The organism is Pseudomonas sp. IT-196MI5 (genome assembly GCF_949767415.1).
Classification (GTDB): Bacteria; Pseudomonadota; Gammaproteobacteria; order Pseudomonadales; family Pseudomonadaceae; genus Aquipseudomonas.
The window spans coordinates 143,922-168,101 of sequence record NZ_CATKPZ010000011.1; the positions used below are offsets into that span (position 1 = coordinate 143,922).

Consider the following 24,180-nt stretch of genomic DNA (forward strand, 5'->3'; position numbering starts at 1 on the left):
GCATATAACAAAAAAGAATATAACTTTTGTTTTAACAACTAACAGTACTTGTTAGGGTGTAACACCTTTTGAACTCACGGATGGAGAGCGACCTTGCCTCTGCGTAGCACTTTCACGCGTTTCTTTCAGTTGGAAGCTGCCAGCGGTCTGTTACTGATCGCCGCTGCCGTTCTGGCTCTGATCATCAACAACTCGCCGCTGGCGTGGCTGTACAACGGCCTGCTGGACACCCCCGTGGTGGCGCAGATCGGCGCGCTTAAAATCGCCAAGCCGTTGCTGCTGTGGATCAACGACGGCCTGATGGCGCTGTTCTTCCTGCTGATCGGCCTGGAAGTGAAGCGCGAAGTCCTCGACGGCCAGTTGTCCAAACCGTCGCAAATCGTCCTGCCTGGCGCGGCGGCGATTGGTGGCATGGTGGTGCCGGCGCTGATCTACTGGTACCTCAATCGCGACACGCCACCGGCCCTCAACGGCTGGGCAATCCCGACCGCTACCGACATCGCCTTCGCCCTTGGCGTGCTGGCGCTGCTGGGCAAACGCGTTCCGGTCTCGCTGAAACTGTTCCTGATGACCCTGGCGATCATTGACGACCTCGGCGCGATCATCATCATTGCGATCTTCTATTCCGGCGCTCTGTCGACCCTGTCCCTGGCGCTGGCCGCGGCCTGTATTGCGGCGCTGATCGGGATGAACCGGCTCGGCGTGGTCAAGCTCGGGCCCTACATGATCATTGGCTTGATTCTCTGGGTCTGCGTGCTCAAGAGCGGTGTCCACGCCACGCTGGCCGGTGTGACCCTGGCTTTCTGCATTCCGCTGCGCACGAAAAATGCCGAGCCCTCGCCATTGCTGACCCTGGAACACGCCCTGCACCCGTGGGTGGCCTACGGCATTCTGCCGCTGTTCGCGTTTGCCAATGCCGGCCTGTCCCTGAGCGGTGTCACCGTCGAAAGCTTCACTCACCACGTCCCCATGGGCATCGCCATCGGACTGTTGCTGGGCAAGACCGTCGGTGTCTTCGGCCTGACCTGGCTGGCCGTGAAAACCGGTATCGCCGCCCTGCCCCAAGGCGCCAATTGGGGCCAGATATTAGGCGTGGCGATTCTCTGCGGCATTGGTTTCACGATGAGCCTGTTTGTCGGCTCGCTGGCCTTTGAGCCGGGGGTGAGTGATTTCGCCGGGATGGATCGCATGGGAATCCTGACCGGTTCGATTCTGGCCGCGCTGATCGGTTATGGGGTGACGGCGATGGCGAGTCGCAAGGGTTCCAGCCTGGCATCCTGATAAACCGCGATAACGCCTGGCGCCAATCAAGACTCGCCTCAGCCAAAAACAAAAACCCGATCAGTCACCTGATCGGGTTTTTTGTTTATCCGGTGTTTACGCTTAGTGCGAAACGCGGCTGGTGCCACCCACACTGGCGATACGCACACGCTCACCAACACGGAACACTTCGTTTGGCTGAACTTCCTGAACGTAGGCGCGCATGCTGCCATCATCTTCGCGCACGGTGATTTCCACGCCCTGGGTGCGGGTCAAGCCTTCTTCAGCGGCCGAACCGATCAGACCACCGGCGACTGCGCCGATGACCGCAGCAACAACACTGCCTTTGCCACCACCGATCGAGCTGCCACCCACGCCGCCGACCACTGCGCCTGCAGCGCCGCCGATCGGGGTTTTGGTGCCTTCGATTTTCACCGGACGCAATGCTTCGATGGTGCCCATGCGAACGGTCTGCACGCGACGTGCTTCGTCACGGGAGTAGGAGTCACCGGTCAGGCTCGATTGGCAACCAGTGAGCAACATTGCCATCGTGGAAAAGGAAGCAACCAGTAGAACAGACTTACGCATAGCATCAACTCCAAAGAAACAGATATTCATTAAACTCCGCAGCTTGACGCCTGTCACGGCACCGCCCGGATAAAATTGGTTTGATTCAGGCTCCGTTAAGGCGCCTCCGCGAACTCACACAGTAGCGGCAAATCGGAAAACCGCACACTGGCCAAGGATTCTCATGGACTATTTTATCATCGTCGTCACGACTGTTGCCGGTTTGTACTTCCATTGGTGGCTGTACGTGCGGATCAAACGCTGGATGGACCGCGACCTGGCACTAGCGCTGGCGGGCAAGGATGAGCAGAAAAAAGCCTTCATGCTCGAACGGTTGGCGAGTGCTCAGGCGCAGAGGATCAAGCGTCGAGACCTGCCGAAGTGGCTGGAGGCCGCTGCGGCAGACTATCCCGGTGGGTAAACTGCTCAGGGGGCCAGACGTTCAAGAATCCAGCCGGCGCCCTGCTGGCGGTAATTGAGGCGGTCGTGCAGGCGGCTTGGGCGGCCCTGCCAGAATTCGATGCGCTCCGGCAGCAGGCGATAACCACCCCAGTGTTCCGGGCAGTGCGGCTGGGTGTCGCTGAAGCGTTGCTCGGTGTCCTTGAGCAACGTTTCGAGTTCGCCACGACCGGCGATCACGCGGCTCTGCGGCGATGCCCAGGCCCCCAGGCGACTGCCCAGTGGACGGACCTGATAATAGGCATCGGACTCTTCAGGCGTGACCTTCACCACCCGCCCTTCGATGCGCACCTGGCGCTCCAGCGCCGGCCAGAAAAACGTCATGGCCGCGAACGGATTCGTGGCCAGGTGTTGGCCCTTGGCGCTTTCGTAGTTGGTGAAAAAGGTGAAGCCCTGCTCGTCCAGGCCCTTGAGCAACAGAATGCGACAGTGCGGTCGACCGTCCTGGTCGACGGTGGCCAGGGTCATGGCATTGGCTTCCACCGGCGCCTGTTCGGTTTTCACCGCGTCGGCGAACCACTGGTGGAACAGCGCGAACGGCTCGGCCGGGGCTTGTGCCTCGGTCAGGCCATCACGGGTGTAGTCGCGACGCATATCAGCCAGGCCCTGGGTCATGGCGCATTCCTTTTGGTTAACCTATCACTGCTTTGCAGTATCGGTGGTGGCGACTTTCTTGTCAGCCGTCGAGGCTTTGGCTGGCGTGGTCTTTTTTGCCGGCGTTGCAGTTTTCGCAGGTGCTTTCTTGGCCGACGCTTTTTTCGCCGGGGCTTTTTTCGTCGCTGGAACAGCAGCCTTTTTAGTCGCTGGGGCCGGTGTCACAGACTTGGCGACCGGTTTGACGTCAGCTGCAGCGACCATGGTCACCGGGGCTGGCGCCGGCATGTTGTACTTGCTCAGCAGCGCGACCATGGTGTTTTGCGGGGTCACCAGCAGTTCCACGCGGCGGTTCAACGCACGCCCTTGCACGCTGTCGTTGGCGGCACGCGGCGCATCACCGCCCAGGCCACGCAGCATCAAGCGCTCACGCTGCAAACCACTGAGACGGAAAATCGCCGCAACGGACTGGGCACGCTCCTGACTCAACTTGACGTTGGCCGGTGCCGCGCCGGAGGTATCGCTGTGACCGAGGATCAACACAGCGGTCTTTGGATCGGCTTCAAGGATTTTCGCAACCCGGGTAAACGGACCGAGTGTGACCGGCAGCAGCATGGCCGGACGATCAGGATTGAACGAGCCCTCGACCGGCGCAGTCACCACCAGCACGTTTTCACGGCGTTCGAGTTGCATGTTGCTGCCCTTGACTGCCTCGCGCAGGCGCGGTTCGTAGTCGTCAAGCCAGGCCTGGGTGACTTTCGGGTCGGGCATCGGCACAGCCTTGGCGGTGCTCTGCTCGCCGCCGCCGAACGGCCAGTACCACTTGCTGCCGCTAGCGGTTTCAGCCTTGGCCACCGCAACGGGTTTGACTTCAGGTTTTACCTGCGGCTTGACTGCGGGCTTGTCGGCGCTGTCGTCGGAACCGAATGGCCAGTACCAGTGGCTGCTGCTTTCAGTCTTGGCAACGGGGGCCGCCGCGTCTTTCTGTGGAGTCTGTGCGCAACCGGTAATAGCGAAGCACAGGGCCAAGGCGAGGGTTTTATTGGATGACATTGGATATCCACAAAAATGAAGTCGAAAAATCAGGCCACATCGGCCCGTATAAACTGACGCTTTGAAACTGGAAAGGCTATTGGGTTCCAGCACTGGAACCCGATGATCGCTTTTACAGACAAGTGGCCAAAACCCGCACCAGCTTTTGCGCGCGCGGATCCATCAAGACGTACGGCCCCAGGGTATTTGTCACAAATCCGAAGGCCACATCGTGCTCCGGGTCGGCAAAGCCAACGGAACCGCCGGCGCCGGGATGACCAAACGCCCGCGGACCAAGGCCGAAGGTGGCATTGGCAACGTCCGGTTGATCGAGCATGCAACCCAGGCCAAAACGGGTCCGGGTCAGTAAAGTCTTGTCCTCGCCGAGGCTGTGCTCGCGGGTCAGTTCATCGAGCATTTCGCTTTCCAGCAAGCTGCCATCGAGCAGGCCTGCATAGAAGCCGGCCAGGCTGCGGGCATTGCCATGGCCATTGGCGGCCGGTTGCTGCATGCGTCGCCACTCGGGTTTGTTGGTGCTGGTCATGATCGACGGCGGGTTGGTGAACGCCCGGGTCGTCATGGCCGTTGGCTCGCGCATGGTCACTTGCAGCAGGCGCTGGGCGGCGGCATCGCCGACATTGCCCTTGCCCCGCGCAATGTGAGCCACGCGATAGAACTCTTCGTCGGACAGGCCGACATGAAAGTCCAGGCCCAACGGTTTGGCGACCCGCGCGACGATGGATTCCCCCGGTCCACGACCGTCGGCACGGCGCAGCAATTCACCGACCAGCCAGCCATAGGTGATCGCCGCGTAACCGTGGCCTTCGCCCGGCGTCCACCATGGCATTTCGGCGGCCAGGGCGTCGACCATGGTTTGCCAGTCGTAAAGGGCTTCGGGGGCCAGTAACTCGCGCAATGCCGGCAGGCCGGCCTGATGGCAGAGCAATTGTCGCAGGGTGACGGACTCTTTGCCGGCAGCGGCAAACTCAGGCCAGTAGCGTGCGACCGGGGCATCCAGTTGCAGTTTGCCTTCGGCCACCAATTGCAGCGCGGTGACGGCGGTAAAGGTCTTGGTGCAGGAGAACAGGTTGGCGATGGTGTCGCTGTGCCAGGCCTCGGCCCCGTCCTTGTCCGCAGTGCCGGCCCACAGATCGAGGACGGTTTCGCCACCGACCTGGATGCACAACGCTGCGCCACGCTCCTGAGGATCGTCGAACAGCGCCGCGAACGCCTCTCGCACCGCTTCGAACTTAAGCTCGTAATGACCCTGAATCTGCACCCGCAACTCCCCGGATTAACGCTCTACAAAGTGGCGGGCATTGTTCCAGCCCTTGACGGTTTTGGGAACAGGGTTGGGCTGGATGGTCGCTCTGCCATCAACTTCAAATGCAGTGGTGATGCTAATGACGCCTTCGCGAGCAGGCTCGCTCCCACAGGAGAATGCTTTCCAAAGTGGGAGCGAGCCTGCTCGCGAAGAACGATGACGCGGTTTCAGCGATTAATGACCTTTGCCGGAATGCCCGCCAGCGCCCTTCCCCGGCCCCTTGCCGGCCTCGGCCTTGCGGCCGCCCTCGGCGTCATGACTGGCTTTGTCGGCGGCAGCCGCAGCCTTCTCGGCCTCCTTGCCCAATTGCTCGACCGTCGCCAGGTTGCTCTTGCGCACGCTGTCGACAAAGCCCTGGAACGGCAGATCAGTAATGCCCACCAACCCGAAGTGACCGTTTTCACCGTCAAGCAGGCGCCCGGTGACCGGTTGATCGAGGTACTGAAACCAATGCACACCAACAATCGACGGCTCGCTCAAGGCCTGCTTGAGGAAGTTGGCATACGCCGCACCGCGGTCCTCCTCCTTCGCCAACGGCGTGACGCCGCCCCAGAACGGGCCACGATCGGTCGAGCCGAAATTGAACTCGGTGATCAGCACGGGTTTGTCGAGACTGCGCAGTTTGGCGAAGTCGTAACCATCCTGAGGTTGCAAGGTATACATGTTGAAACTCAACACGTCGCAATACTGGGCGCAGGACTCCACGGCCTCCGGCGTGCTGATGGCGAAACGGCCGCCGAGCAGCAGCTGGTTCGGCGCGTGCCACTTGAGTGAATCGGAGAGGGTCTTGAAATAGGTGTCGGCAAAGACCTTCTGGAAGTATTTGAAGTCAGCCTCGATTTCCGGGTGCTCGGCGCTTGGCAGTGGCGGTACGAACCCCGGGTCTTCCATCAGCTCCCAGGCCGGCAGATCAATGCCCCAGGCTTTCGACAAGCCAGCCTGATTACGGTACTTGTCGCGCAGTTGCTTGAGGAACGCGCGCTTGGCCGGCACGTCAGTAGTCATTTTCAAGGTGCCATACGCCAGGGCATAACGGGCTTTCGGGTCATCCCCTGGACCGGCCCAGGCCAGTTCATTGTCCGCGTAGTAACCGATCAGCCACGGATCATCACGATGGTCGCGGGCGGCAATCGCCACGGCACGTTCGGTGGCCATGGCGAAACGCGGGTCGAACGGGTCGGGCATGCCGCCCCACCAGTCGGTACCGGTGCTGATGCTGGCGTAGTCGCCGACGATCGACAGCGGCAAGGTGTACGGCACGCGATCAGCGTTGCCCAGTACGGGTGCGCTCCAGTTGCCGATGGTGTTGAAGCCCCAGGCCTGCAAGCGATCAAGGGTGTGACTGGCCCAGCGTTGCTCGTCGAACAGCGCTTTACACGGTTCGACAGATTTCGGCTCTGGCGCTTTCGCTACCGTCGCTTCGGGCTTGGCCGCTTCGGTGACGCCGGCCTTGGTTTCGCTGCCCAACGCGCAAGGATCACCATATAGACGCTGCAGGTTGGCAGCGTAGAAGTCGTACCAGCGTCCGGCATTGTAGCCGCGTCCTTGATCGACCCCATTGCCGCCACGGTTGTCGCCTTCGCCATAGTGGCTGGCCAGCGCCTCGTCGGCCTTGGGCAGGGATTCGAACATCCACTCGCGACCGGCAACATAGGTCTGGTTGACATCCGGGGCCACGGTATTGACCCCGAGGGAATAGAACGGGTGGCCCTCAGGCGTCACCAGATACCAGCGACCGTCATGCTTTTCCGTGCGGAAAAAACCGCTGGCCTTGAGAGACGGGCCTTTGGTCAAGCCACCGAATTTGTCCAGGGAGGACTTTTCGCGCTCGGCGAGCCAGGCTTTCAGTTGTTGCTGCTCCTTGCTGACGGCGCCTTTGAGTTGATCGTCGCTGCTGATTTTTTCCGGCCATTTGGCCCGGGTCGACTGGCCGTAAGCATCCACTAACCCGCCATACACGGCTTGGGTGACCGACTCGCCGTCCTGCACACCAAAGCGCTCCAGCAAGATGCTTTGCGCGACCTTCGGCTGGTCCATCGACAAGCTCACCGACACCACCTGGCTGCGATCCAGGTCACCGGCGCTACTGGCCAGTAACACACGTTGACCCTCGACAGTCACAGGCATCGGCGGGCCAGCTTTCATGCCCTGGCTCAGCGGTGATGTCGCTTGCAAAGGCACCAACAGGGTTTGCGCAGGCCCCGCCGGCAAATCGACGCGGCTGACCAGTGTCTTGCCGTCGTTGCTCTGGATGGTCACGTACAGGGTCAGGGCCCAGTTCATCGCGCTCTGGATCCGCAGGCTCATGACGCCCGACTGCGACCAGTCCCAGGCGCCGGTTTGCGGGGTCAGGCGCAAAGTCGGCCGTGCGACCGGGTTGAACGTCACCCGGCGCAGCACTTCGCCTTCAGGGGTTTGCTCGGCGTTGGATTGCGGCAGGCTCGCGTCCTGAGTCGCCACCTGGACCACGTCGGCGGGGCGTACAAAGTTGAACAGCGTCTGTTCGCTGGCGGGAGCGGCCAGCAAAGGTGTTGCGAACAGCAGGACAAAAACGGCAGGTAACGAACGGCGCAGCGAACGGCAAATCATGAGAACGAAAATCTCCCTAACGACCCGGATGGCCAGTGGAAAAGCGATGGCAGAGAGATAGACAACGCGGTGGGCAAAACTGCCCACCGGTGTTTCAGGAAATTTCTCGACGGAACGGCGGCAACGCGTTGAGGATGGCTTTGCCATAGCGCTGGGTCACCAGGCGCCGGTCGAGCAAGGTGATGGTGCCGCGGTCTTCTTCGGTGCGCAGCAAGCGACCGCAGGCCTGGACCAGCTTCAGCGAGGCGTCCGGTACGGAGATTTCCATGAACGGATTGCCACCCCGGGCTTCGATCCATTCTGACAAGGCTGCTTCGACGGGGTCATCGGGTACCGAGAATGGAATCTTGGCGATGACCACGTGCTCGCAATAGGCACCGGGCAAGTCGACCCCTTCGGCGAAGCTCGCCAGGCCGAACAACACGCTGGAGTCGCCGCCATCGACTCGCGCCTTGTGCTTGTTGAGGGTTTCCTGCTTCGACAGGTTACCCTGGATGAACACTTGCTTGCGCCAGTCGCGGTCCAGGCCATCGAACACGTCCTGCATCTGTTTACGCGAGGAAAACAGCACCAGCGTACCCCGCGAGCCTTCGACCAATTCAGGCAGATCCCGAATGATCGCGGCGGTATGTGCCGCTGCATCACGGGGGTCGGCGTTCAGGTTCGGCACCCGCAACACACCGGCGTCGGCGTGATGAAAGGGGCTTGGCACCACCGCCGTCACGGCTTTTTTCGGCAGGCCGGCGCGCATGCGGAAGCGGTCGAAGGTGCCAAGGGCAGTCAACGTCGCCGAAGTCACCAGACAGCCATACGCCACATTCCACAAATTGCGCCGGAGCATTTCCGCCGCGAGAATGGGACTTGCATTGACCTCGATGTCGAACAGCGAGCCGCTTTCGGCCAGGGTCAGCCAGCGGGCCATGGGCGGGTTGTCTTCCGGGTCTTCGACGGTGAAGGCGGTCCACAGCTCCCAGTTGCCGGAAGAACGCGAGAGCAGGCTGCCGAACAGCGGATACCACTCTTCGGCCTGGTTGCTGGCGATGCCAATGTTGACCTCGCCGTCCATGCCCTCCTTGAGCAGTTCGGTCAGACGGGTGAACAGGTCCGTCAGCCGCGCGAAGCCTTTCTTCAGTTCAATGCCCATCTCGCGCATGTGCTCGGGAATCACACCGCCGACGAATCGGTGACGCGGGCGCTCGCGGCCTTCAACGTCTTCGCCGGGTTTGAAATCGGCAATCTGCTCGCAGGCAGTGAACATGAACTGCTGCTGGGTCTTGATCTCCCGCGCCAGCTCCGGCACCTGTTCGATCAACTTGCCCAAGTCGCCCGGCAACGGGTGCTGGGCCAGCAGTTTGGTGAGGTTCTTGGCGGTGGTTTCCAGCCAGTCGGCGGTGGAACGCAGGCGCGTGTAATGGGCGAAGTGGCCGATGGCCTTGTCCGGCAGGTGATGGCCTTCGTCGAACACGTAGATGGTGTCACGCGGGTCCGGCAGCACGGCGCCGCCGCCCAGGGCCAGGTCGGCCAGGACCATGTCGTGGTTGGTGACGATCACGTCGACCTTGCCCATGCCTTCGCGGGCCTTGTAGAAGGCGCACTGGCCGAAGTTCGGGCAATGACGGTTGGTGCACTGGCTGTGATCGGTGGTCAGGCGCGCCCAGTCGGCGTCTTCCAGGGCGGTTGACCAACTGTCGCGATCGCCGTCCCATTTATTGCCGGCGAGCTTCTCGATCATGCTGGTGAACAGCTTCTGGCTGGCCTCGTCGACCTCGATCTTGAAACCTTCTTCTTCGAACAACTGCGCCGTGGCGGTCCGCGCATGGCCTTCCTGAAGCAACATGTCGAGCTTGGACAGGCACATGTAGCGCCCGCGCCCCTTGGCCAGGGCGAAGCTGAAGTTCAGCCCGCTGTTGCGCATCAGGTCGGGCAAGTCCTTGTAGACGATCTGCTCTTGCAGGGCCACGGTAGCCGTGGCGATTACCAGGCGCTTGCCGGCGGCCTTCGCCGTAGGAATCGCCGCCAGGCTGTAGGCCACGGTCTTGCCGGTACCGGTGCCGGCTTCCACCGCGACAATCGCGGGGTCGCCACTGCGCCGGCCTTCGTCGTCGGTGTCGATGTCACCCAGGACCTTGGCGACTTCGGCAATCATCAGGCGTTGGCCATAACGCGGCTTGAGGCTCTTGGCTTCGAGAAAACGCGAGTAGGCGCCCTGGATCGTGGTTTTGAGTTCGGTGCTGATCATGGATTGTCGGGCGCAAAAAACGCTGGATAAATTTTCAGTGGTTCGGTTTGGTCGCTATCATACCCCGCTAATGAATACCGCGCAGAACGGAGTAACCCAATGACACCTTTTAGCCTCATTTATAGCCTGCATGTACTGGCGGCCCTGGTCTGGGTCGGCGGCATGTTTTTCGCCTGGATGGTCCTGCGCCCCGCGGCGATCACGGCGCTGGAGGGCCCTGCCCGGCTGAAGCTGTGGGTAGAAGTGTTTCAAGGTTTTTTCCGCTGGGTCTGGGTGGCGGTGGTGCTGTTGCCGGTCAGCGGCGTGGGCATGCTGAATTTGCACTTCAACGGTTTTGAAAGCGCACCGCGCTATGTGCAAGTGATGATGGGTTTGTATGTGGTGATGACCGCGCTGTTTATCCGCATTCAGGCGCTGATGCTGCCGGAACTGCGCACCGCGGTGACCGGGCAGGATTGGCCAGCGGGGGCCAGTGTACTTGGGCGGATTCGCCGGTTGGTGGGGATCAATCTGCTGGTGGGGTTGGCTGTGGTGGCAATTGCCGCGGTTCGGCCGATGTTTTGAAGCAAATGTAGCCGGAGGGGCTTTTGTGGCGAGGGGGCTTGCCCTCGCCACAAGGCTCTCGGTGTTTCTTACATCCGCTGCACAGTCACCGAACCCGCCGCGCCTTCAGGCCCCGGCTGTCCGTCGGTGCCAGGTTTACCGCTCTTGCCGCCATCAGCCTTGTAAATCAGGCAGCCCTTGGCCTTGCCACCCGCGCCCGGCTTGCCGCCCGGGCCAGCCAGGCCACCGGTACCGCCGGCCACCTGAACCTTGATCCGGTCTGCCGGGTAGTCGTGCGGCACTGCCAGTTTAACCAGAGCCCCCGGAGCCCCTGGCTGGCCGTTGCTGCCATCACCGCCATCGGCACCGCGACCGGCTTGACCCCAGGTGCAGCCCGGCTCCTGGCCGTTGGCCCCATCGAGACCAATAAACCCCGGTGCGCCCGCACCACCACGAGCATCAACGATCAATTGCGGCGCGTTCAGTGCCTTGATCTGCAAATCAAGATTGCGTCCGGATCGGGCAGCCTTCTGATAGGTTCCGGGTGCGCCACGGGCGGTGATCTGACTGCCTTCGGACAAATCAGCGCGACGGACCTTCAGGGCCAGCGCCTGTTCCCCCGGCACGATGGCAATGCGCGCTTCACGCCCCAGATGCAATTCACCCACGGTGACTTCGGTCACGTTCGAGGGAATCAGCAAGGTGCCGTAATCCGCCACTTCCAGGCGTTCCAGTTGCAGGGTGCTGGCGGTGTTGGGCAAGCGCATCAGCGAGTTGGTTTCGACACTCACCACCTGTGCGCTGGCCAATGGACTGATGAGTGCGGCGAGCAGACAGAGTTTACGCATGGGAAGCCTTCGAAGCGGTGGGGGCTGGAATGGTTTGCAGATGGAATACGCCGAAAATGACGATCTTCAGGCGATCAAGCCAGGGATGGGCGCGACCTCGAAGGCTGCGATAGCACAGCAACGCTTCCAGAAGATGGATGAACCCCAACAGGCCGCCGGCCAGGTTGACCAACAGATGCAGCGGAAAGACGAACGGTGTGAGCAGATTGACCAGCACTACTGACCAGAACAGCAAAGTCAGTAACCGCCCCAGTCCCCATAAGACTTTCATACGCGCCCCCCGATGAGAATTATTGTTTGCGCGCACAGTAACGGCTTCCACGCGGGATAAGCCAGAGGGCAACGAAAAAATCTTCATGCAGGCCGCCGAACGGCCGTCGCACCGACCGCAAATGTCGCCCGACGGCTCTATCTCATGGCTCAGCGGTTTATATGCAGATCCACGCGACGGTTTTTCGCACGGCCTTCTTCTGTTTCGTTGTCGGCAATCGGTTGGCTCGCGCCGTTGCCTTCGCTGGTGACTTTGTTCGGCGCCACACCCTGGCTTAGCAAGTATTCCGCCACGCTGCTGGCACGTCGCTCCGACAAGGTCTGGTTATAGGCATCCGAACCGACGCTGTCGGTATGGCCGACCACTTTGATGCTGACCACATCGGCATCCTCGAACTTGCTCATCAACGCGTCCAGTTGACTCTTCGCCGTCGGGGTCAGGTCGGATTGATTGAAGGCAAACAGCACGTCATCGCTCAGGGTGATGACTTCCGATTGCGCAGGCTCGGCCTGGACGCTGTCCGGGTACTGCGGCGCCGGGCAACCGCGATGGTCGACCGGGGTATTGGCGGGAGTATCAGCACAACGGTCACGTCGGTCGAAAACGCCGTCGCCGTCTTCGTCGCCATCCTGGGCATAACAGATCAAGCCTCCGGACAAAATACCCAGCGCCGCCCCACCCGCGGCCCAGGCGCCGCTCTCGATTGCGCCCAGACCACCACCGACCAGGCCGCCGATCACGCTGCAAATTGGCCAGGTGCGTTGATTGAGGGGGGCAGTGCCATCGCTGTGGGTGGCGCAACCGGTCAAGAGGCTGCCAAGTAGCAGAACCGGCAAGACGGTCCTTGTGAGAACGATCATGTTGAAAGCTCCTGTGTCACCGGCCAATACCGGTCACACAGGAGTAAAGACCCGCATCCGCGACTGCACAAGCCGCGGATACGGCGGGCTTAACGCTGTATTTTGATTTCGGTACGACGGTTCTGTGCACGGCCGTCAGCGGTTTTGTTGTCCGCAACTGGCTGGCTTTCACCGGCACCGACAACCGACACGAAGTTGCTGCGAGGTACGCCTTGCGCGATGAGGTATTCAACCACCGAGTGGGCGCGTTTATCCGACAGTTTCTGGTTATAGACGTCACTGCCCACGCTGTCGGTATGGCCGGTTACGGTCAGTTGAGCAGTCGGGGCCTCGGCTTTCAAGCGAGTGGCAATCTTGTCGAGTACCTGTTTATCGGACGAGGTAAGCGTGGCCTTATTAAACTGGAAGTGAACATCGCGGATGACGATAGTTTCTTCCTGGACTACAGCCACTTCTTCAACCACAGGTGCAGGTGCAGGTGGTGGGCAACCGTTGGCATCGACTTGAACGCCTTTTGGCGTGCCTGGGCACTTGTCGCGACTATCTGGCACACCATCGCCGTCTTCGTCGCCATCGCCATGAACCCAGCAATAAGCTGCCGCCGTACCGCCGACGAGCAGAGCACCATACCCTGCCCATGCCGAGCTTTCGGTCGCACCGAGGCCCGCACCCACGACACCACCGACCGCCGCACAGGTCGGCCAGTCGGTTTTCTGCAAACCTGCGCAACCAGTCAAGACACTGGTTAGCAGAACCAAGGGTAATGCTGTCCGTACTATGCTCATCTAGTTTTCTCCTGAGGGATCGGCTTAAAACCGATTCAGGTAGTAAAGACCCGAGTTTTAATCTCCGCCAGCAATAGGCCATGCTGTTTATTCGTGTATTAACGACAGGTTGACGCTTTTGTCGCCAGGCCGCTCTAGGCCCGAACGTTCGGTCAGGCTAGTCTTGGCAGATCTGATTGAGGATCTTCGATGATTGCAGGTATTTCTTCACGCACGCCGCAGCAGGCACTGGCAGCTTTACTTGACCGATATGCCCCCGCGCGCCTGTTGTTGATCGGCGCCAGCGAGTTCCCGGCGCTGGAGGCTTTCAAGCTCGCTCACCCGGACAGCAGCGTCGCTTTCGCAGCCCCCGGACCGTTGCCCGACGAGTTGGCGGCCCGCCGATTCGACCTGGCCCTGGTGGTCGATTGCCTGGAGCATTTGCCCAAGCGCAACGGCCTGAATCTGCTGGGCGGCATTCGCAACCTCAACGCCAGCCGCATCGCCGTGTTGGCGGATCTGTCAGCGTGTGGCTGGCAGGAAACCGACTTTTTCTCCCTGGCCCTGCAAGCCAGCGAACGCTTTCAACGGGACGAACAGATCTTGACCCTGTTCACCTACGATCTGCTTGAATACAAACAAGTCCCTGACTGGCTCAATTCGCGCTTCTGGGCCAATCCGGAAAACTTCGGGAAATACTGGTGGTAATGCAATGAGTACATCCATTTGCCCTTGCGGCAGCGGCACCCTGCTCGAGGCCTGCTGCGGTCACTACCATGCCGGGCACCCGGCGCCGTGCGCCGAAGCCTTGATGCGCTCGCGCTACAGCGCCTACGTGCTGGGGTTGGTCGACTATCTGGTGACCACCACCCTGCCCGCCCAACAGGCCGGCCTGGACCGTCAATCGATCAGCGACTGGAGCGCGCAAAGTACGTGGCTGGGCCTTGAGGTGGAAAGCTCCGAAGTGCTGGGCGGCCAGCCTGAACACGCTTTCGTGACCTTCACTGCACGCTGGCACGACAGCAATGGCGAGCACAGCCACCGCGAGCGTTCGTCATTTGTGCAAAACACCGGGCGCTGGTATTTCATCGACCCCACCGTGCCGCTCAAGCCCGGACGCAATGACACCTGCCCGTGCGCGAGTGGGCAGAAGTTCAAGAAGTGTTGCGCAGGCTATTTCAGCAGTTAAGACATGGAATGTCTGTCCACCCCGCAGGAGCTGCCGAAGGCTGCGATCTCTTGGGTCTGGACCGGGGCTCAAGGGAGAAACACCACGATGATCATCCGCCGCGGCGCACTCTATCTGCTGACGTTGTTCCTGACACTCGGACTCGGCGGCTGTACATCGTGGTTCGACGACGACTTGCCGGACCCCGAGGTCCATCTGGTGAAGATCGAGGTGGTCAGCGCCAAACTGCTGGAACAGAAATTCCTCCTGCACTTTCGCATCGACAACCCCAATGACAGTGACCTGACGGTACGCAGTCTGGAGTACCGCGTTCACTTGGGTGACATACTGCTGGCCGACGGCGAGTACGAACACTGGTTCACCATCGGCCCCAGGCACAGCGCCTACCTCAAGGTGCCGATCCGCACCAACCTGTGGTCCAAGGTCCGTGATCTGGCCAAACTGCTGAAAAAATCCGATCAACCCATTCCCTATCGTCTGGAAGGTGAACTGGAAACCGGTATATTCATCGCCCACTACGTGCACCTGGCGCGCAATGGCGTGATAATCGCCGCCGATTTAATTCCGGAGCAATACCGATGACCCAGCAACCCCACGTCCACGGCCCTGACTGCAACCACGATCATGATCATGATCATGACCACCATGATCACGACCACGGCCATGTCCACGGTCCGAACTGCGGCCACGCTCACCAGGAACCTGTGCGCAATGCCCTGAAAGACGTCGGCCGCAACGATCCGTGCCCATGCGGCAATGGCAAGAAATTCAAGAAGTGCCACGGCGCTTGATGCTTCGGGCGAAGGCTTGCTTCGCCTGTTGAATCCCCTTCGCGAGCAGGCTCGCTCCCACATTTGGACTGCGCCAGACAACTGTCCTGTGAATGCAGCCCCCTTGTGGGAGCGAGCTTGCTCGCGATGACGGCAGCACACTCACTATGGGTGTGTCAGTCAGACTGCCATCGTCGGAACGCCGCCCGGAGCAAGCTCGCTCCCACAGGTTTTTCAGTCCGCCTTTAATACACAGGCGGTGCTGACCACCGTCGCATACTCTCCATGCAAATTCCCCAGCGACATCGCATGCACCTCTTCGGCGCTATGGGCATGGCCGAAAAAATCAGCCTTGTCGAAGGTAAAGCACGCATCCTCGGCCACCCACGTATCAAACCCCAGGTTGCCTGCAGTACGCGCCGTGGATTCCACCGAGTTGTGGGTCGCGACGCCTACGATGATCAATTGCCCGATCCCCGCCTCGCGCAACTCAGTCTCCAGCCCCGTCGAACAAAACGCATCCGGCACCTGTTTCTGGATCAAGCGCTCACCGGCCATTGGTAGAAACCGTTCCTGAAACTCCACCCCCGACTGCTGCGGCCAGAACACTGAGCCCTCAGAGCGGGACAGATGCTGCACATGGATCACCGGCCGAACGGTGCGCCGCCAATGGCCGAGTAATTCCAGCATACGCTCTTCAGCCTGAGGATTATTCCGGCGGCCGAGTCTGGGATGCAGGATACCTTTCTGTTGATCGATGATGATCAGTGCCGCGTTTGTCTTGAGCTCCATGCCGGCTTTTCTCCAGGATTGTCGAGCGTGTCGCACTTCAATATCACCAGTTACGGCTGGCAAGCCACTGTTGAGGGTCAAAAGATCGCAGCCTTCGGCAGCTCCTGCGCGAGATCGGCGTATCTCTACAGGAGCTGCCGAAGGCTGCGATCTTTGACAAATCCTGAAATAACCTCTTACCCCGCTTGCGCGGCCATCACCTGCTCACTAACGTAGCGCCTTTATTGCGCCACCACCCCCGCAGGAGCTTTGCCATGGCCTCGCCAGCCCTTACTCATTTTCTACCCCGGTTCGGCGTTGCCGCAGCAGTGGCCGGTGCCTTGAGCCTGACCGGTTGTCAGAACTTCAACGCCCAGGACACCCTCCCGCCGACCTCCGGCGTGCAACCGCTCAAGGGCTTGGCGCAGAACGTTTCGGTGCGCCGCAATGCCATGGGCATGCCGCTGATCGAAAGCAACAGCTTCCACGACGCGCTCTTCACCCTCGGTTACGTGCATGCCGGCGACCGTATCACGCAGATGGTCACCCTGCGCCTGCTGGCCCAGGGTCGTTTGGCCGAGATGCACGGTGCGGATCTACTCGATGCCGACCGTTACATGCGGGCGGTCAACCTGAAGAAAAGTGCTGGCGAGTTGTACAAGGCCTCTTCACCGCGTCTCAAGCGTTTCTTCGAAGTCTACGCGCGCGGCGTCAACGCCTATCTGTTCCGCTACCGCGACAAACTGCCGGCGGACCTCGCGGCCTCCGGGTACCAGCCTGAATACTGGCAGCCGGAAGATTCGGCGCTGATTTTCTGCCTGTTGAACTTCAGCCAGTCGACCAACCTGCCGGAAGAAATTTCCGCGCTGGTACTGGCCCAGACTGTCACCACCGACAAACTGGCGTGGTTGACGCCGTCGGCTCCCGACGAAAAGCTGCCGGTCGCCGAAAGCGAAAAGCTGCAAGGCATCAAACTCAACGGGCAAGTGCCGGGGCTGGCCGAACTCGGCAAGGCCACCGGGCAACTGTCGGACCTGAACCTGCTTGGCGCCACCTCGTCGAACAACTGGGCCATCGCCCCGCAACGCAGCCGCAGCGGCAAGAGCCTGTTGGCCAGTGACAGTCACGGCCCGCTGGGCGTGCCTTCGTTGTTCAGTTACGTGCAGATTCGCGCGCCGAAGTATCAGGCCTCCGGCGTAACCATCGCAGGCCTGCCAATGGTGCTCGGTGGTTTCAACGGCAAGGTGGCATGGAGCATGACGTCCGTGATGGGCGACAACCAGGACCTGTTCCTGGAGAAGATCAAACGCCAGGGCAACGGGCTCACCTACGAAAACGCCGGGAAGTGGCAGCCGGCGATCGTGCGCAACGAAACCTATTTCGTCAAAGGCCAGCGGCCGATTCGCGAAGCGGTGTACGAAACCCGCCATGGACCGCTGCTCAACAGCGCTCAGGGCAGCACTCTGGCCAATGGTTTCGGCCTGGCCTTGCAGACGCCGAACTTCACCGACGACAAGACCCTGGACGCGTTCTTCGACCTGTCCCGCGCCCAGAGCGTCGAGAAAGCCTCGGATGCCAGCCGCGAAATCCGCGCCATCGCGCTGAACCTGGTGTTTGCCGACGCGAGCCACATCGGCTGGCAAGTCACCGGTCGTTACCCGAACCGTCGCGACGGCGAAGGTCTGCTGCCCTCGCCGGGCTGGGAAGGTCGTTACGATTGGGACGGCTACGCCGACCCGATGCTGCACCCGTACGACCAGGACCCGGCCCAGGGCTGGCTCGGCACTGCCAACCAGCGGGTCATTCCCCATGGCTACGGCATGCAGTTGTCCAATTCCTGGGCCGCTCCGGAGCGCGGCGAGCGCCTGGCCGAACTGTCCGGCGCAGGCAAACACGACAGCCGCAGCCTGATCGCCATGCAATACGACCAGACCACTACCTTCGCTGCCAAGCTGAAGAAAATGTTTGAAGCGCCAGGTATGACCCAGCCGCTCAAACAAGCCATCGACGCCTTGCCGGCGGCCGATCGCGCCAAGGCGCACGAAGCCTACAGCCGCTTGATGGCATTCGACGGCAAGCTCAGCCCGACCGCCACCGATGCGGCCATCTACGAACTGTTCCTGCAGGAAAGCACCCGGCAGATCTTCCTCGATGAACTGGGCCCGGAAAGCAGCCCGGCGTGGAAGGCTTTTGTCGCCAACGGCAAGCTTTCCTACGCGGCCCAGGCCGATCACTTGCTCGGGCGTGAAGACAGCCCGTTCTGGGATGACGTGCGCACCGCACAGAAAGAAGACAAACCGGTGATCCTCGCTCGCAGCCTCGCCGCAGCGATCAGCGCAGGCGACAGCCAATTGGGCAGTGATCACAAGGCCTGGCAGTGGGGCAAACTGCACCGCTATGAATGGAAGAACAGCAGCGGCCAGACCGTACGCGGACCGCTGCCGGCCGGTGGCGATCACACCACGCTCAACACCGCCGCCTTCGCCTGGGGCCAGGACTTCAACACCACGCTGGCACCAGCCATGCGCTTTATCGTCGACTTCGGCCAGTCCGAACCGCTGATGGCGCAAAACGGCACCGGCCAATCCGGCAACCCGGCCAGCCCGAACTACCTCAACAGCATCGAACCGTGGCTCAAGGGCCAGTACATGAGCCTGCCGATGCAGCCGCAGAACTTCGACAACGCCTATGGCAAGGCACGGTTGACGCTGACGCCCGGTAAATAACCACGCCCCCTATCTGTGGGAGATTCTATGGTTGAGGGCTTTCCCTCAACCATAGAATCTCCCACAGGGGATGTTATTAATCCCCCAAAAACAAATAGAACTTCTCGCCAGACGCCAACCTCATAGCTAACAAGCCCCTCCACTCCGGTAACGAAATGGACCTTGTTATCTCCCGCCCCGAAGGTTTGTACTGCCCCGCCGGCGACTTCTACATCGACCCGTGGCGGCCGGTCGAACGCGCCGTGATCACCCACGCCCACGACGATCATGCCCGCGCCGGCAATCAGCATTACCTGGCGGCAGCGTCCGGCGAGGCCATCCTGCGCACGCGACTGGGCCAGAACATCAACCTGCAGACCCTGCGCTATGGCGAACGCCTGCTGCATCGAGGCGTGCGCCTCAGTTTTCATCCCGCTGGCCATGTGCTCGGCTCGGCGCAAGTACGCCTGGAATACGGTGCACAAGTCTGGGTCGCATCCGGGGACTACAAGATCGAACCCGACGGCACTTGCGCGCCGTTTGAACCAGTACGCTGCGACACCTTCATCACCGGGTCGACCTTCGGCCTGCCGATCTACCGCTGGCCGCCCCAGGCACAGGTGTTTGCCGAGATCAATCAATGGTGGCAGGCCAATGCGGCTGTCGAAAAAGCCAGCGTGCTGTTCTGTTGTTCCCTCGGCAAGGCCCAGCGCATTCTCCATGGCATCGACCCACGACTCGGTCCCATTCTGGTGCATGGCGCCGTCGAACCCATCAACGAGATTTACCGCGAAGCGGGGGTTTATCTGCCGCCCACGATTCATGCCGCCGACGTAAAAAAGAACGGCCCACTGATGCGCAAGGCGCTGGTGCTCGCCCCTCCTTCAACGGCGAACAGCAGTTGGATGCGTTGCTTCGGCGATTACAGCGATGGCTTCGCCAGTGGCTGGATGCGCTTGCGTGGCACGCGTCGGCAGCGCGGTGTGGACCGTGGCTTCGTGCTGTCCGACCACGCCGACTGGCCCGGCCTGCTCTGGGCCATCGAACAGACTGGCGCTCGGCGGATCATGGTGACCCATGGTTCGGCCGGCGCGCTGGTACGCCATCTGCGCGAGCAAGGGCTCGATGCCATGGAATTCAATACCCAATACGGTGATCACGAAGAGGATGTGGTCATCGCCGAAGCCGAGCCTGCCGAGATGCTGCCATGAAGGCGTTCGCCGAACTGTATACCGAACTGGACACGTGCACCTCGAACAACGCCAGACTGGCGGCATTGCAAAACTACTTCGCCCAGGCCAGGCCGGAAGATGCCGCCTGGGCGTTGTACTTTCTGTCAGGGGGACGCCCCCGGCAATTGGTGCCGGTACGGGTCCTGCGCGAATTGGCCGTGGCGTTTTCCGGTTTGCCGCAATGGCTGTTCGAAGAGAGTTACCAGGCAGTCGGTGATCTCGCGGAAACCATTTCGCTGGTTGTACCGCAAGCGTCGCATCACTCGACCGACGGGCTGGCCGCGTGGATCGAGGACAAATTGCTGCCACTGCGCGGCGAAACAGAGCAGTCCCTCGCTCGACGATTACCGGCGCTGTGGACGCAACTGGACGGTCCGAGCCTGATGGTCTGCATCAAACTGATCACCGGCAGCTTGCGCGTCGTGGTGTCCAGGTTATTGGTGACCCGTGCCCTGGCAGCCATGGCTCACCTGGACAGTAAACGCGTGGCCCAGCGCATGGTGGGTTACACCGACCAGACCCATCGCCCCAGTGCCACCTGCTACCTGAAACTGATCGCTGCCGAATCCCTGGATGAACACGCCCAGCGTGGCGGCCAGCCCTACCCGTTTTTCCTCGCCCACGCCTTATCGCCGCCCGTGGAGCAATTCGAAGCCCTGCTCGGCCCTGTCCAGCACTGGCAGGCGGAATGGAAATGGGATGGCATCCGCGCCCAGGTGATCAAGCGCGACGGGCGACTGTGGATCTGGTCGCGGGGTGAAGGGCTGGTGACCGAACGCTTCCCTGAACTGGACCGCTTAATTCTGAACATTCCCGACGGAACGGTGATCGACGGCGAGATCGTCGCCTGGAAATCTGCACCAACCGCCATCGACAAAGTGTTTCAACCCGCGGCGCAACCTTTCGCCCTCCTGCAACAACGCATCGCTCGCAAAACCCTGGACCGGAAAATCCTCGAAGAAGTGCCAGTCGTGTTAATCGCCTTCGATTTGCTCGAATGGCAGGGTGAAGACTGGCGCAACCGGCGTCAGGCCGAGCGACGCGCGCAACTGGAACGGCTGGCCTGTGACTGCGCCAATCCGCGGTTGCACCTCTCGCCATTGGTGACCGGTGACACGTGGCTCGACCTCGCCCGCCAGCGCGAGACATCCCGCGCCCTCGGTGTCGAAGGCCTGATGCTCAAGCCACGCGATGCCTTGTACGGCGTCGGCCGGACCAAGGACGCGGGTGCGTGGTGGAAATGGAAAGTCGACCCGTTCAGCGTTGACGCCGTGCTGATCCATGCGCAACGGGGGCAAGGACGCCGGGCCAGCCTCTACAGCGATTACACGTTCGCCGTCTGGGACGGCCCACCAGACGCCAGCGAACGTTCCCTGGTGCCGTTCGCCAAAGCGCATTCAGGGTTGAGCGACGACGAAATCCGCCAGGTCGACAGCATCGTGCGCAAGACCACGGTGGAAAAAATCGGCCCAGTGAGCAGCGTCCAGCCGAGCCTGGTGTTTGAATTGGGTTTCGAGGGGATCGCCCTCTCCCACCGTCACGAAAGTGGCATTGCCGTGCGTTTTCCGCGCATCTTGCGCTGGCGCAAGGACAAGTCGGTCGACGAAGTCGACAGTTTGGCGACCCTGCAAAATCTGCTCGGCTGAGCCTTCTTTTTATCCTCAAAATTTTTTCTTTTTGAGTCGAACGGGTGCGGCCATTTCCCTGCGCCCGTTTTCGTGCATAAATCTGTCTCCGGCTATTTCCAGACACCTTTTAAAACGCTTGTTCGGCACTCTGGTTCGGAAATTGCTACTTTCAACAGGTCTTACGCTTTCCAGTAACAATAATTCTGCGCCACAAGCGCTCATATTGGTTTTAGGGATTGAATAATGAAAAAAGCATTGCTGACCCTTTCTGCACTGGCGTTGTGCATGGCCGCTGGCTCCGCCATGGCGAAGGAGTACAAAGAACTGCGTTTCGGCGTTGACCCTTCTTACGCACCGTTCGAGTCAAAAGCGGCCGACGGCAGCCTGGTAGGCTTCGACATCGATCTGGGGAACGCGATCTGCGCCGAACTGAAGGTCAAGTGCAAGTGGGTCGAAAGTGACTTCGATGGCATGATTCCCGGCCTCAAAGCCAATAAATTCGACGGTGTGATCTCGTCGATGACCGTGACCCCGGCCCGTGAAAAAGTCATCGACTTCTCCAGCGAGCTGTTTTCCGGCCCAACCGCTTACGTGTCCAAGAAAGGTTCTGGCGTGACCGCTGACGTCGCGTCCCTCAAGGGCAAAACCGTTGGCTACGAACAAGGCACCATTCAAGAAGCCTATGCCAAAGCCATTCTGGACAAGGCCGGCGTAAAAACCCAGGCCTACGCCAACCAGGATCAGGTCTACGCTGACTTGACCTCCGGTCGTCTCGACGCTGGGATCCAGGACATGCTGCAAGCCGAACTGGGCTTCCTGAAGTCGCCACAGGGTGCCGACTACGAAGTCAGCAAGCCGGTCGACAATGAACTGCTGCCGGCCAAAACAGCGGTCGGTATTAAGAAAGGTAACACCGAGCTGAAAGCACTATTGGATAAAGGTATCAAAGCGTTACACGATGATGGCACCTACGCCACCATCCAGAAGAAACACTTTGGCGATCTGAATCTGTACAGCGGCAAATAATGCCCGGCGCCCATCTCTGGATGGGCGCTTTTTTCATCCGATCAGGCTGCTGATTTATGTTTGAAAACCTACTGGAAAATCTGGGGCTCTCTGCCTTCAGCCTCAAGGGCTTCGGTCCGCTGCTGATGCAAGGCACCTGGATGACGATCAAATTGTCGGCGTTATCGCTGTTGGTGGCCGTGTTGCTCGGGCTGCTTGGCGCCAGTGCCAAGTTGTCAAAAGTCAAACTGATGCGCGTGCCTGCCCAGCTTTACACCACACTTATTCGCGGCGTTCCGGACCTGGTCCTGATGCTGCTGATTTTCTACAGCCTGCAAACCTGGCTGACCTCGTTTACCGATTTCATGGAATGGGAATACATCGAAATCAACCCGTTCAGCGCCGGGGTCATTACCCTGGGCTTCATCTACGGTGCATATTTCACCGAAACCTTCCGTGGCGCGATTCTCGCGGTTCCGCGTGGCCAGGTCGAAGCGGCTACCGCTTATGGCCTCAAGCGCGGCCAGCGTTTCTGGATCGTGGTGTTCCCACAGATGATGCGTTATGCCCTGCCAGGTATCGGTAACAACTGGATGGTAATGCTCAAGGCCACCGCCCTGGTGTCGATCATCGGCCTGGCCGATCTGGTCAAGGCTGCCCAGGACGCCGGCAAAAGCAGCTATCAGCTGTTTTACTTCCTGGTACTTGCCGCGCTGATCTACCTGGTGATCACCAGCGCGTCCAACTTCGTTCTGCGCTGGCTTGAACGTCGTTACTCTGCCGGTACCCGGGAGGCCGTAAGATGATCGAACTCCTGCAGGAATACTGGAAACCCTTCCTTTACAGCGACGGCAACAACATCACCGGTCTGGCCATGACCATGTGGTTGCTCAGCGCATCGATATTCTTCGGTTTCATCGTCTCGATTCCGCTGTCTATCGCCCGGGTTTCACCGCGCCTCTACATTCGCTGGCCGGTGCAGTTCTACACCTACCTGTTCCGTGGCACGCCGTTGTATATCCAGCTTCTGATCTGCTACACCGGGATCTACAGCCTGGCCGCCGTGCGCGCACAACCGCTGCTCGACAGCTTCTTTCGCGATGCGATGAACTGCACCATCCTGGCCTTCGCCCTGAACACCTGCGCCTACACCACGGAGATTTTCGCCGGGGCAATCCGCAGCATGGCCCACGGTGAAGTGGAAGCGGCCAAGGCTTACGGACTGACAGGCTGGAAGCTGTACGCCTACGTGATCATGCCATCGGCCCTGCGTCGTTCGTTGCCGTATTACAGCAACGAAGTGATCCTGATGCTGCACTCGACCACCGTGGCCTTCACCGCGACCATCCCGGACATCCTGAAAGTCGCACGGGACGCCAACTCGGCGACCTTCCTGACCTTCCAGTCGTTCGGCATCGCCGCGCTGATCTACCTGTCCGTCACTTTTGCGCTGGTCGGCCTGTTCCGCCTTGCCGAACGCCGATGGCTGGCCTTCCTCGGGCCGACCCACTAGGACTCCGTTTTCAGGAA

Annotated in this window: 24 protein-coding genes; 13 read left to right on the top strand and 11 right to left on the bottom strand. The window is 60.6% G+C overall.

Annotated features, from left to right (window positions below):
- Positions 1-93 precede the first annotated feature (93 nt).
- The gene (nhaA, locus tag ACM6IK_RS08220) at positions 94-1,281 is read left to right on the top strand and encodes a Na+/H+ antiporter NhaA (protein ID WP_223531219.1); all 1,188 of its coding nucleotides are present in this window, start codon (positions 94-96) and stop codon (positions 1,279-1,281) included.
- A gap of 102 nt (positions 1,282-1,383) precedes the next feature.
- Here the strand turns inward: nhaA and ACM6IK_RS08225 are convergent, their stop codons facing one another.
- Positions 1,384-1,848: a glycine zipper 2TM domain-containing protein gene (locus ACM6IK_RS08225; protein ID WP_108216726.1), complete on the bottom strand. Its 465-nt coding sequence runs from the start codon at positions 1,846-1,848 to the stop codon at positions 1,384-1,386.
- A gap of 163 nt (positions 1,849-2,011) precedes the next feature.
- Between ACM6IK_RS08225 and ACM6IK_RS08230 the strand changes: the two genes are divergently transcribed.
- Entirely contained in the window at positions 2,012-2,248 is a 237-nt protein-coding gene (locus ACM6IK_RS08230; protein WP_414873908.1) for a hypothetical protein, read from the top strand.
- Between the two features lie 5 nt (positions 2,249-2,253).
- Here the strand turns inward: ACM6IK_RS08230 and pdxH are convergent, their stop codons facing one another.
- From pdxH to dinG, 5 genes are all read right to left on the bottom strand, one after another.
- On the bottom strand, positions 2,254-2,901 hold the full coding sequence (pdxH, locus tag ACM6IK_RS08235) for a pyridoxamine 5'-phosphate oxidase (protein WP_414873909.1): 648 nt from the start codon (positions 2,899-2,901) through the stop codon (positions 2,254-2,256).
- A 24-nt stretch (positions 2,902-2,925) separates the two neighbouring features.
- Positions 2,926-3,933 carry an OmpA family protein gene (locus tag ACM6IK_RS08240; RefSeq protein WP_414873910.1) on the bottom strand — a complete coding sequence of 336 codons (1,008 nt, stop codon included), beginning with the start codon at positions 3,931-3,933 and terminating at the stop codon, positions 2,926-2,928.
- A 112-nt stretch (positions 3,934-4,045) separates the two neighbouring features.
- The gene (locus tag ACM6IK_RS08245; RefSeq protein WP_414873911.1) at positions 4,046-5,191 is read right to left on the bottom strand and encodes a serine hydrolase domain-containing protein; all 1,146 of its coding nucleotides are present in this window, start codon (positions 5,189-5,191) and stop codon (positions 4,046-4,048) included.
- A 219-nt stretch (positions 5,192-5,410) separates the two neighbouring features.
- Positions 5,411-7,825, bottom strand: a complete 2,415-nt coding sequence (locus tag ACM6IK_RS08250; protein WP_414873912.1) for a beta-galactosidase — start codon at positions 7,823-7,825, stop codon at positions 5,411-5,413.
- 94 nt (positions 7,826-7,919) lie between these two features.
- Positions 7,920-10,064, bottom strand: coding sequence for an ATP-dependent DNA helicase DinG (gene dinG / locus ACM6IK_RS08255; RefSeq protein WP_414873913.1), 2,145 nt, complete (start codon positions 10,062-10,064; stop codon positions 7,920-7,922).
- 99 nt (positions 10,065-10,163) lie between these two features.
- Between dinG and ACM6IK_RS08260 the strand changes: the two genes are divergently transcribed.
- Positions 10,164-10,628, top strand: a complete 465-nt coding sequence (locus tag ACM6IK_RS08260) for a CopD family protein (RefSeq protein WP_414873914.1) — start codon at positions 10,164-10,166, stop codon at positions 10,626-10,628.
- Positions 10,629-10,696: 68 nt separating this feature from the next.
- Here ACM6IK_RS08260 and ACM6IK_RS08265 read toward each other — a convergent pair whose 3' ends face one another.
- The 4 genes from ACM6IK_RS08265 to ACM6IK_RS08280 form a co-directional block, all read right to left on the bottom strand.
- On the bottom strand, positions 10,697-11,455 hold the full coding sequence (locus tag ACM6IK_RS08265; RefSeq protein WP_414873915.1) for a collagen-like protein: 759 nt from the start codon (positions 11,453-11,455) through the stop codon (positions 10,697-10,699).
- Positions 11,448-11,726, bottom strand: a complete 279-nt coding sequence (locus ACM6IK_RS08270; RefSeq protein ID WP_414873916.1) for a DUF1145 domain-containing protein — start codon at positions 11,724-11,726, stop codon at positions 11,448-11,450. Before ACM6IK_RS08270 ends, ACM6IK_RS08265 begins: the two co-directional genes overlap by 8 nt.
- Positions 11,727-11,875: 149 nt before the next feature.
- Positions 11,876-12,586 carry an OmpA family protein gene (locus tag ACM6IK_RS08275; RefSeq protein ID WP_414873917.1) on the bottom strand — a complete coding sequence of 237 codons (711 nt, stop codon included), beginning with the start codon at positions 12,584-12,586 and terminating at the stop codon, positions 11,876-11,878.
- 89 nt (positions 12,587-12,675) lie between these two features.
- Positions 12,676-13,371 (bottom strand): OmpA family protein, encoded by a 696-nt coding sequence (locus ACM6IK_RS08280; protein ID WP_414873918.1) that lies wholly within the window; start codon positions 13,369-13,371, stop codon positions 12,676-12,678.
- Between the two features lie 189 nt (positions 13,372-13,560).
- On the opposite strand from ACM6IK_RS08280, the gene ACM6IK_RS08285 reads away from it, so the two are divergent.
- The 4 genes from ACM6IK_RS08285 to ACM6IK_RS08300 all read left to right on the top strand — a co-directional run bounded on the left by ACM6IK_RS08285 (position 13,561) and on the right by ACM6IK_RS08300 (position 15,330).
- The gene (locus ACM6IK_RS08285; RefSeq protein ID WP_414873919.1) at positions 13,561-14,058 is read left to right on the top strand and encodes a DUF6231 family protein; all 498 of its coding nucleotides are present in this window, start codon (positions 13,561-13,563) and stop codon (positions 14,056-14,058) included.
- Positions 14,059-14,062: 4 nt separating this feature from the next.
- Positions 14,063-14,539, top strand: a complete 477-nt coding sequence (locus tag ACM6IK_RS08290) for a YchJ family protein (protein WP_414873920.1) — start codon at positions 14,063-14,065, stop codon at positions 14,537-14,539.
- Between the two features lie 87 nt (positions 14,540-14,626).
- Positions 14,627-15,121 carry an LEA type 2 family protein gene (locus ACM6IK_RS08295; protein WP_414874306.1) on the top strand — a complete coding sequence of 165 codons (495 nt, stop codon included), beginning with the start codon at positions 14,627-14,629 and terminating at the stop codon, positions 15,119-15,121.
- Complete coding sequence (locus tag ACM6IK_RS08300) at positions 15,118-15,330, top strand: SEC-C metal-binding domain-containing protein (RefSeq protein ID WP_414873921.1); 213 nt, start codon at positions 15,118-15,120, stop codon at positions 15,328-15,330. Before ACM6IK_RS08295 ends, ACM6IK_RS08300 begins: the two co-directional genes overlap by 4 nt.
- Positions 15,331-15,543: 213 nt before the next feature.
- On the opposite strand, the gene ACM6IK_RS08305 is transcribed toward ACM6IK_RS08300, so the two are convergent.
- On the bottom strand, positions 15,544-16,101 hold the full coding sequence (locus ACM6IK_RS08305) for a cysteine hydrolase family protein (protein WP_414873922.1): 558 nt from the start codon (positions 16,099-16,101) through the stop codon (positions 15,544-15,546).
- Positions 16,102-16,355: 254 nt separating this feature from the next.
- Here ACM6IK_RS08305 and ACM6IK_RS08310 point away from each other — a divergent pair, with 254 nt between their 5' ends.
- From ACM6IK_RS08310 to ACM6IK_RS08335, 6 genes are all read left to right on the top strand, one after another.
- A complete protein-coding gene (locus tag ACM6IK_RS08310) occupies positions 16,356-18,806 on the top strand; it encodes a penicillin acylase family protein (RefSeq protein WP_414873923.1) in 2,451 nt (816 codons plus the stop codon).
- Between the two features lie 155 nt (positions 18,807-18,961).
- Positions 18,962-19,996, top strand: a complete 1,035-nt coding sequence (locus ACM6IK_RS08315; protein WP_414873924.1) for a ligase-associated DNA damage response exonuclease — start codon at positions 18,962-18,964, stop codon at positions 19,994-19,996.
- A complete protein-coding gene (locus ACM6IK_RS08320; RefSeq protein WP_414873925.1) occupies positions 19,993-21,663 on the top strand; it encodes an ATP-dependent DNA ligase in 1,671 nt (556 codons plus the stop codon). Before ACM6IK_RS08315 ends, ACM6IK_RS08320 begins: the two co-directional genes overlap by 4 nt.
- Positions 21,664-21,888: 225 nt before the next feature.
- Complete coding sequence (locus ACM6IK_RS08325; protein ID WP_007996874.1) at positions 21,889-22,671, top strand: transporter substrate-binding domain-containing protein; 783 nt, start codon at positions 21,889-21,891, stop codon at positions 22,669-22,671.
- A gap of 56 nt (positions 22,672-22,727) precedes the next feature.
- Positions 22,728-23,456, top strand: a complete 729-nt coding sequence (locus ACM6IK_RS08330) for an ABC transporter permease (protein WP_414873926.1) — start codon at positions 22,728-22,730, stop codon at positions 23,454-23,456.
- On the top strand, positions 23,453-24,163 hold the full coding sequence (locus tag ACM6IK_RS08335; RefSeq protein WP_414873927.1) for an ABC transporter permease: 711 nt from the start codon (positions 23,453-23,455) through the stop codon (positions 24,161-24,163). Before ACM6IK_RS08330 ends, ACM6IK_RS08335 begins: the two co-directional genes overlap by 4 nt.
- Positions 24,164-24,180 lie beyond the last annotated feature (17 nt).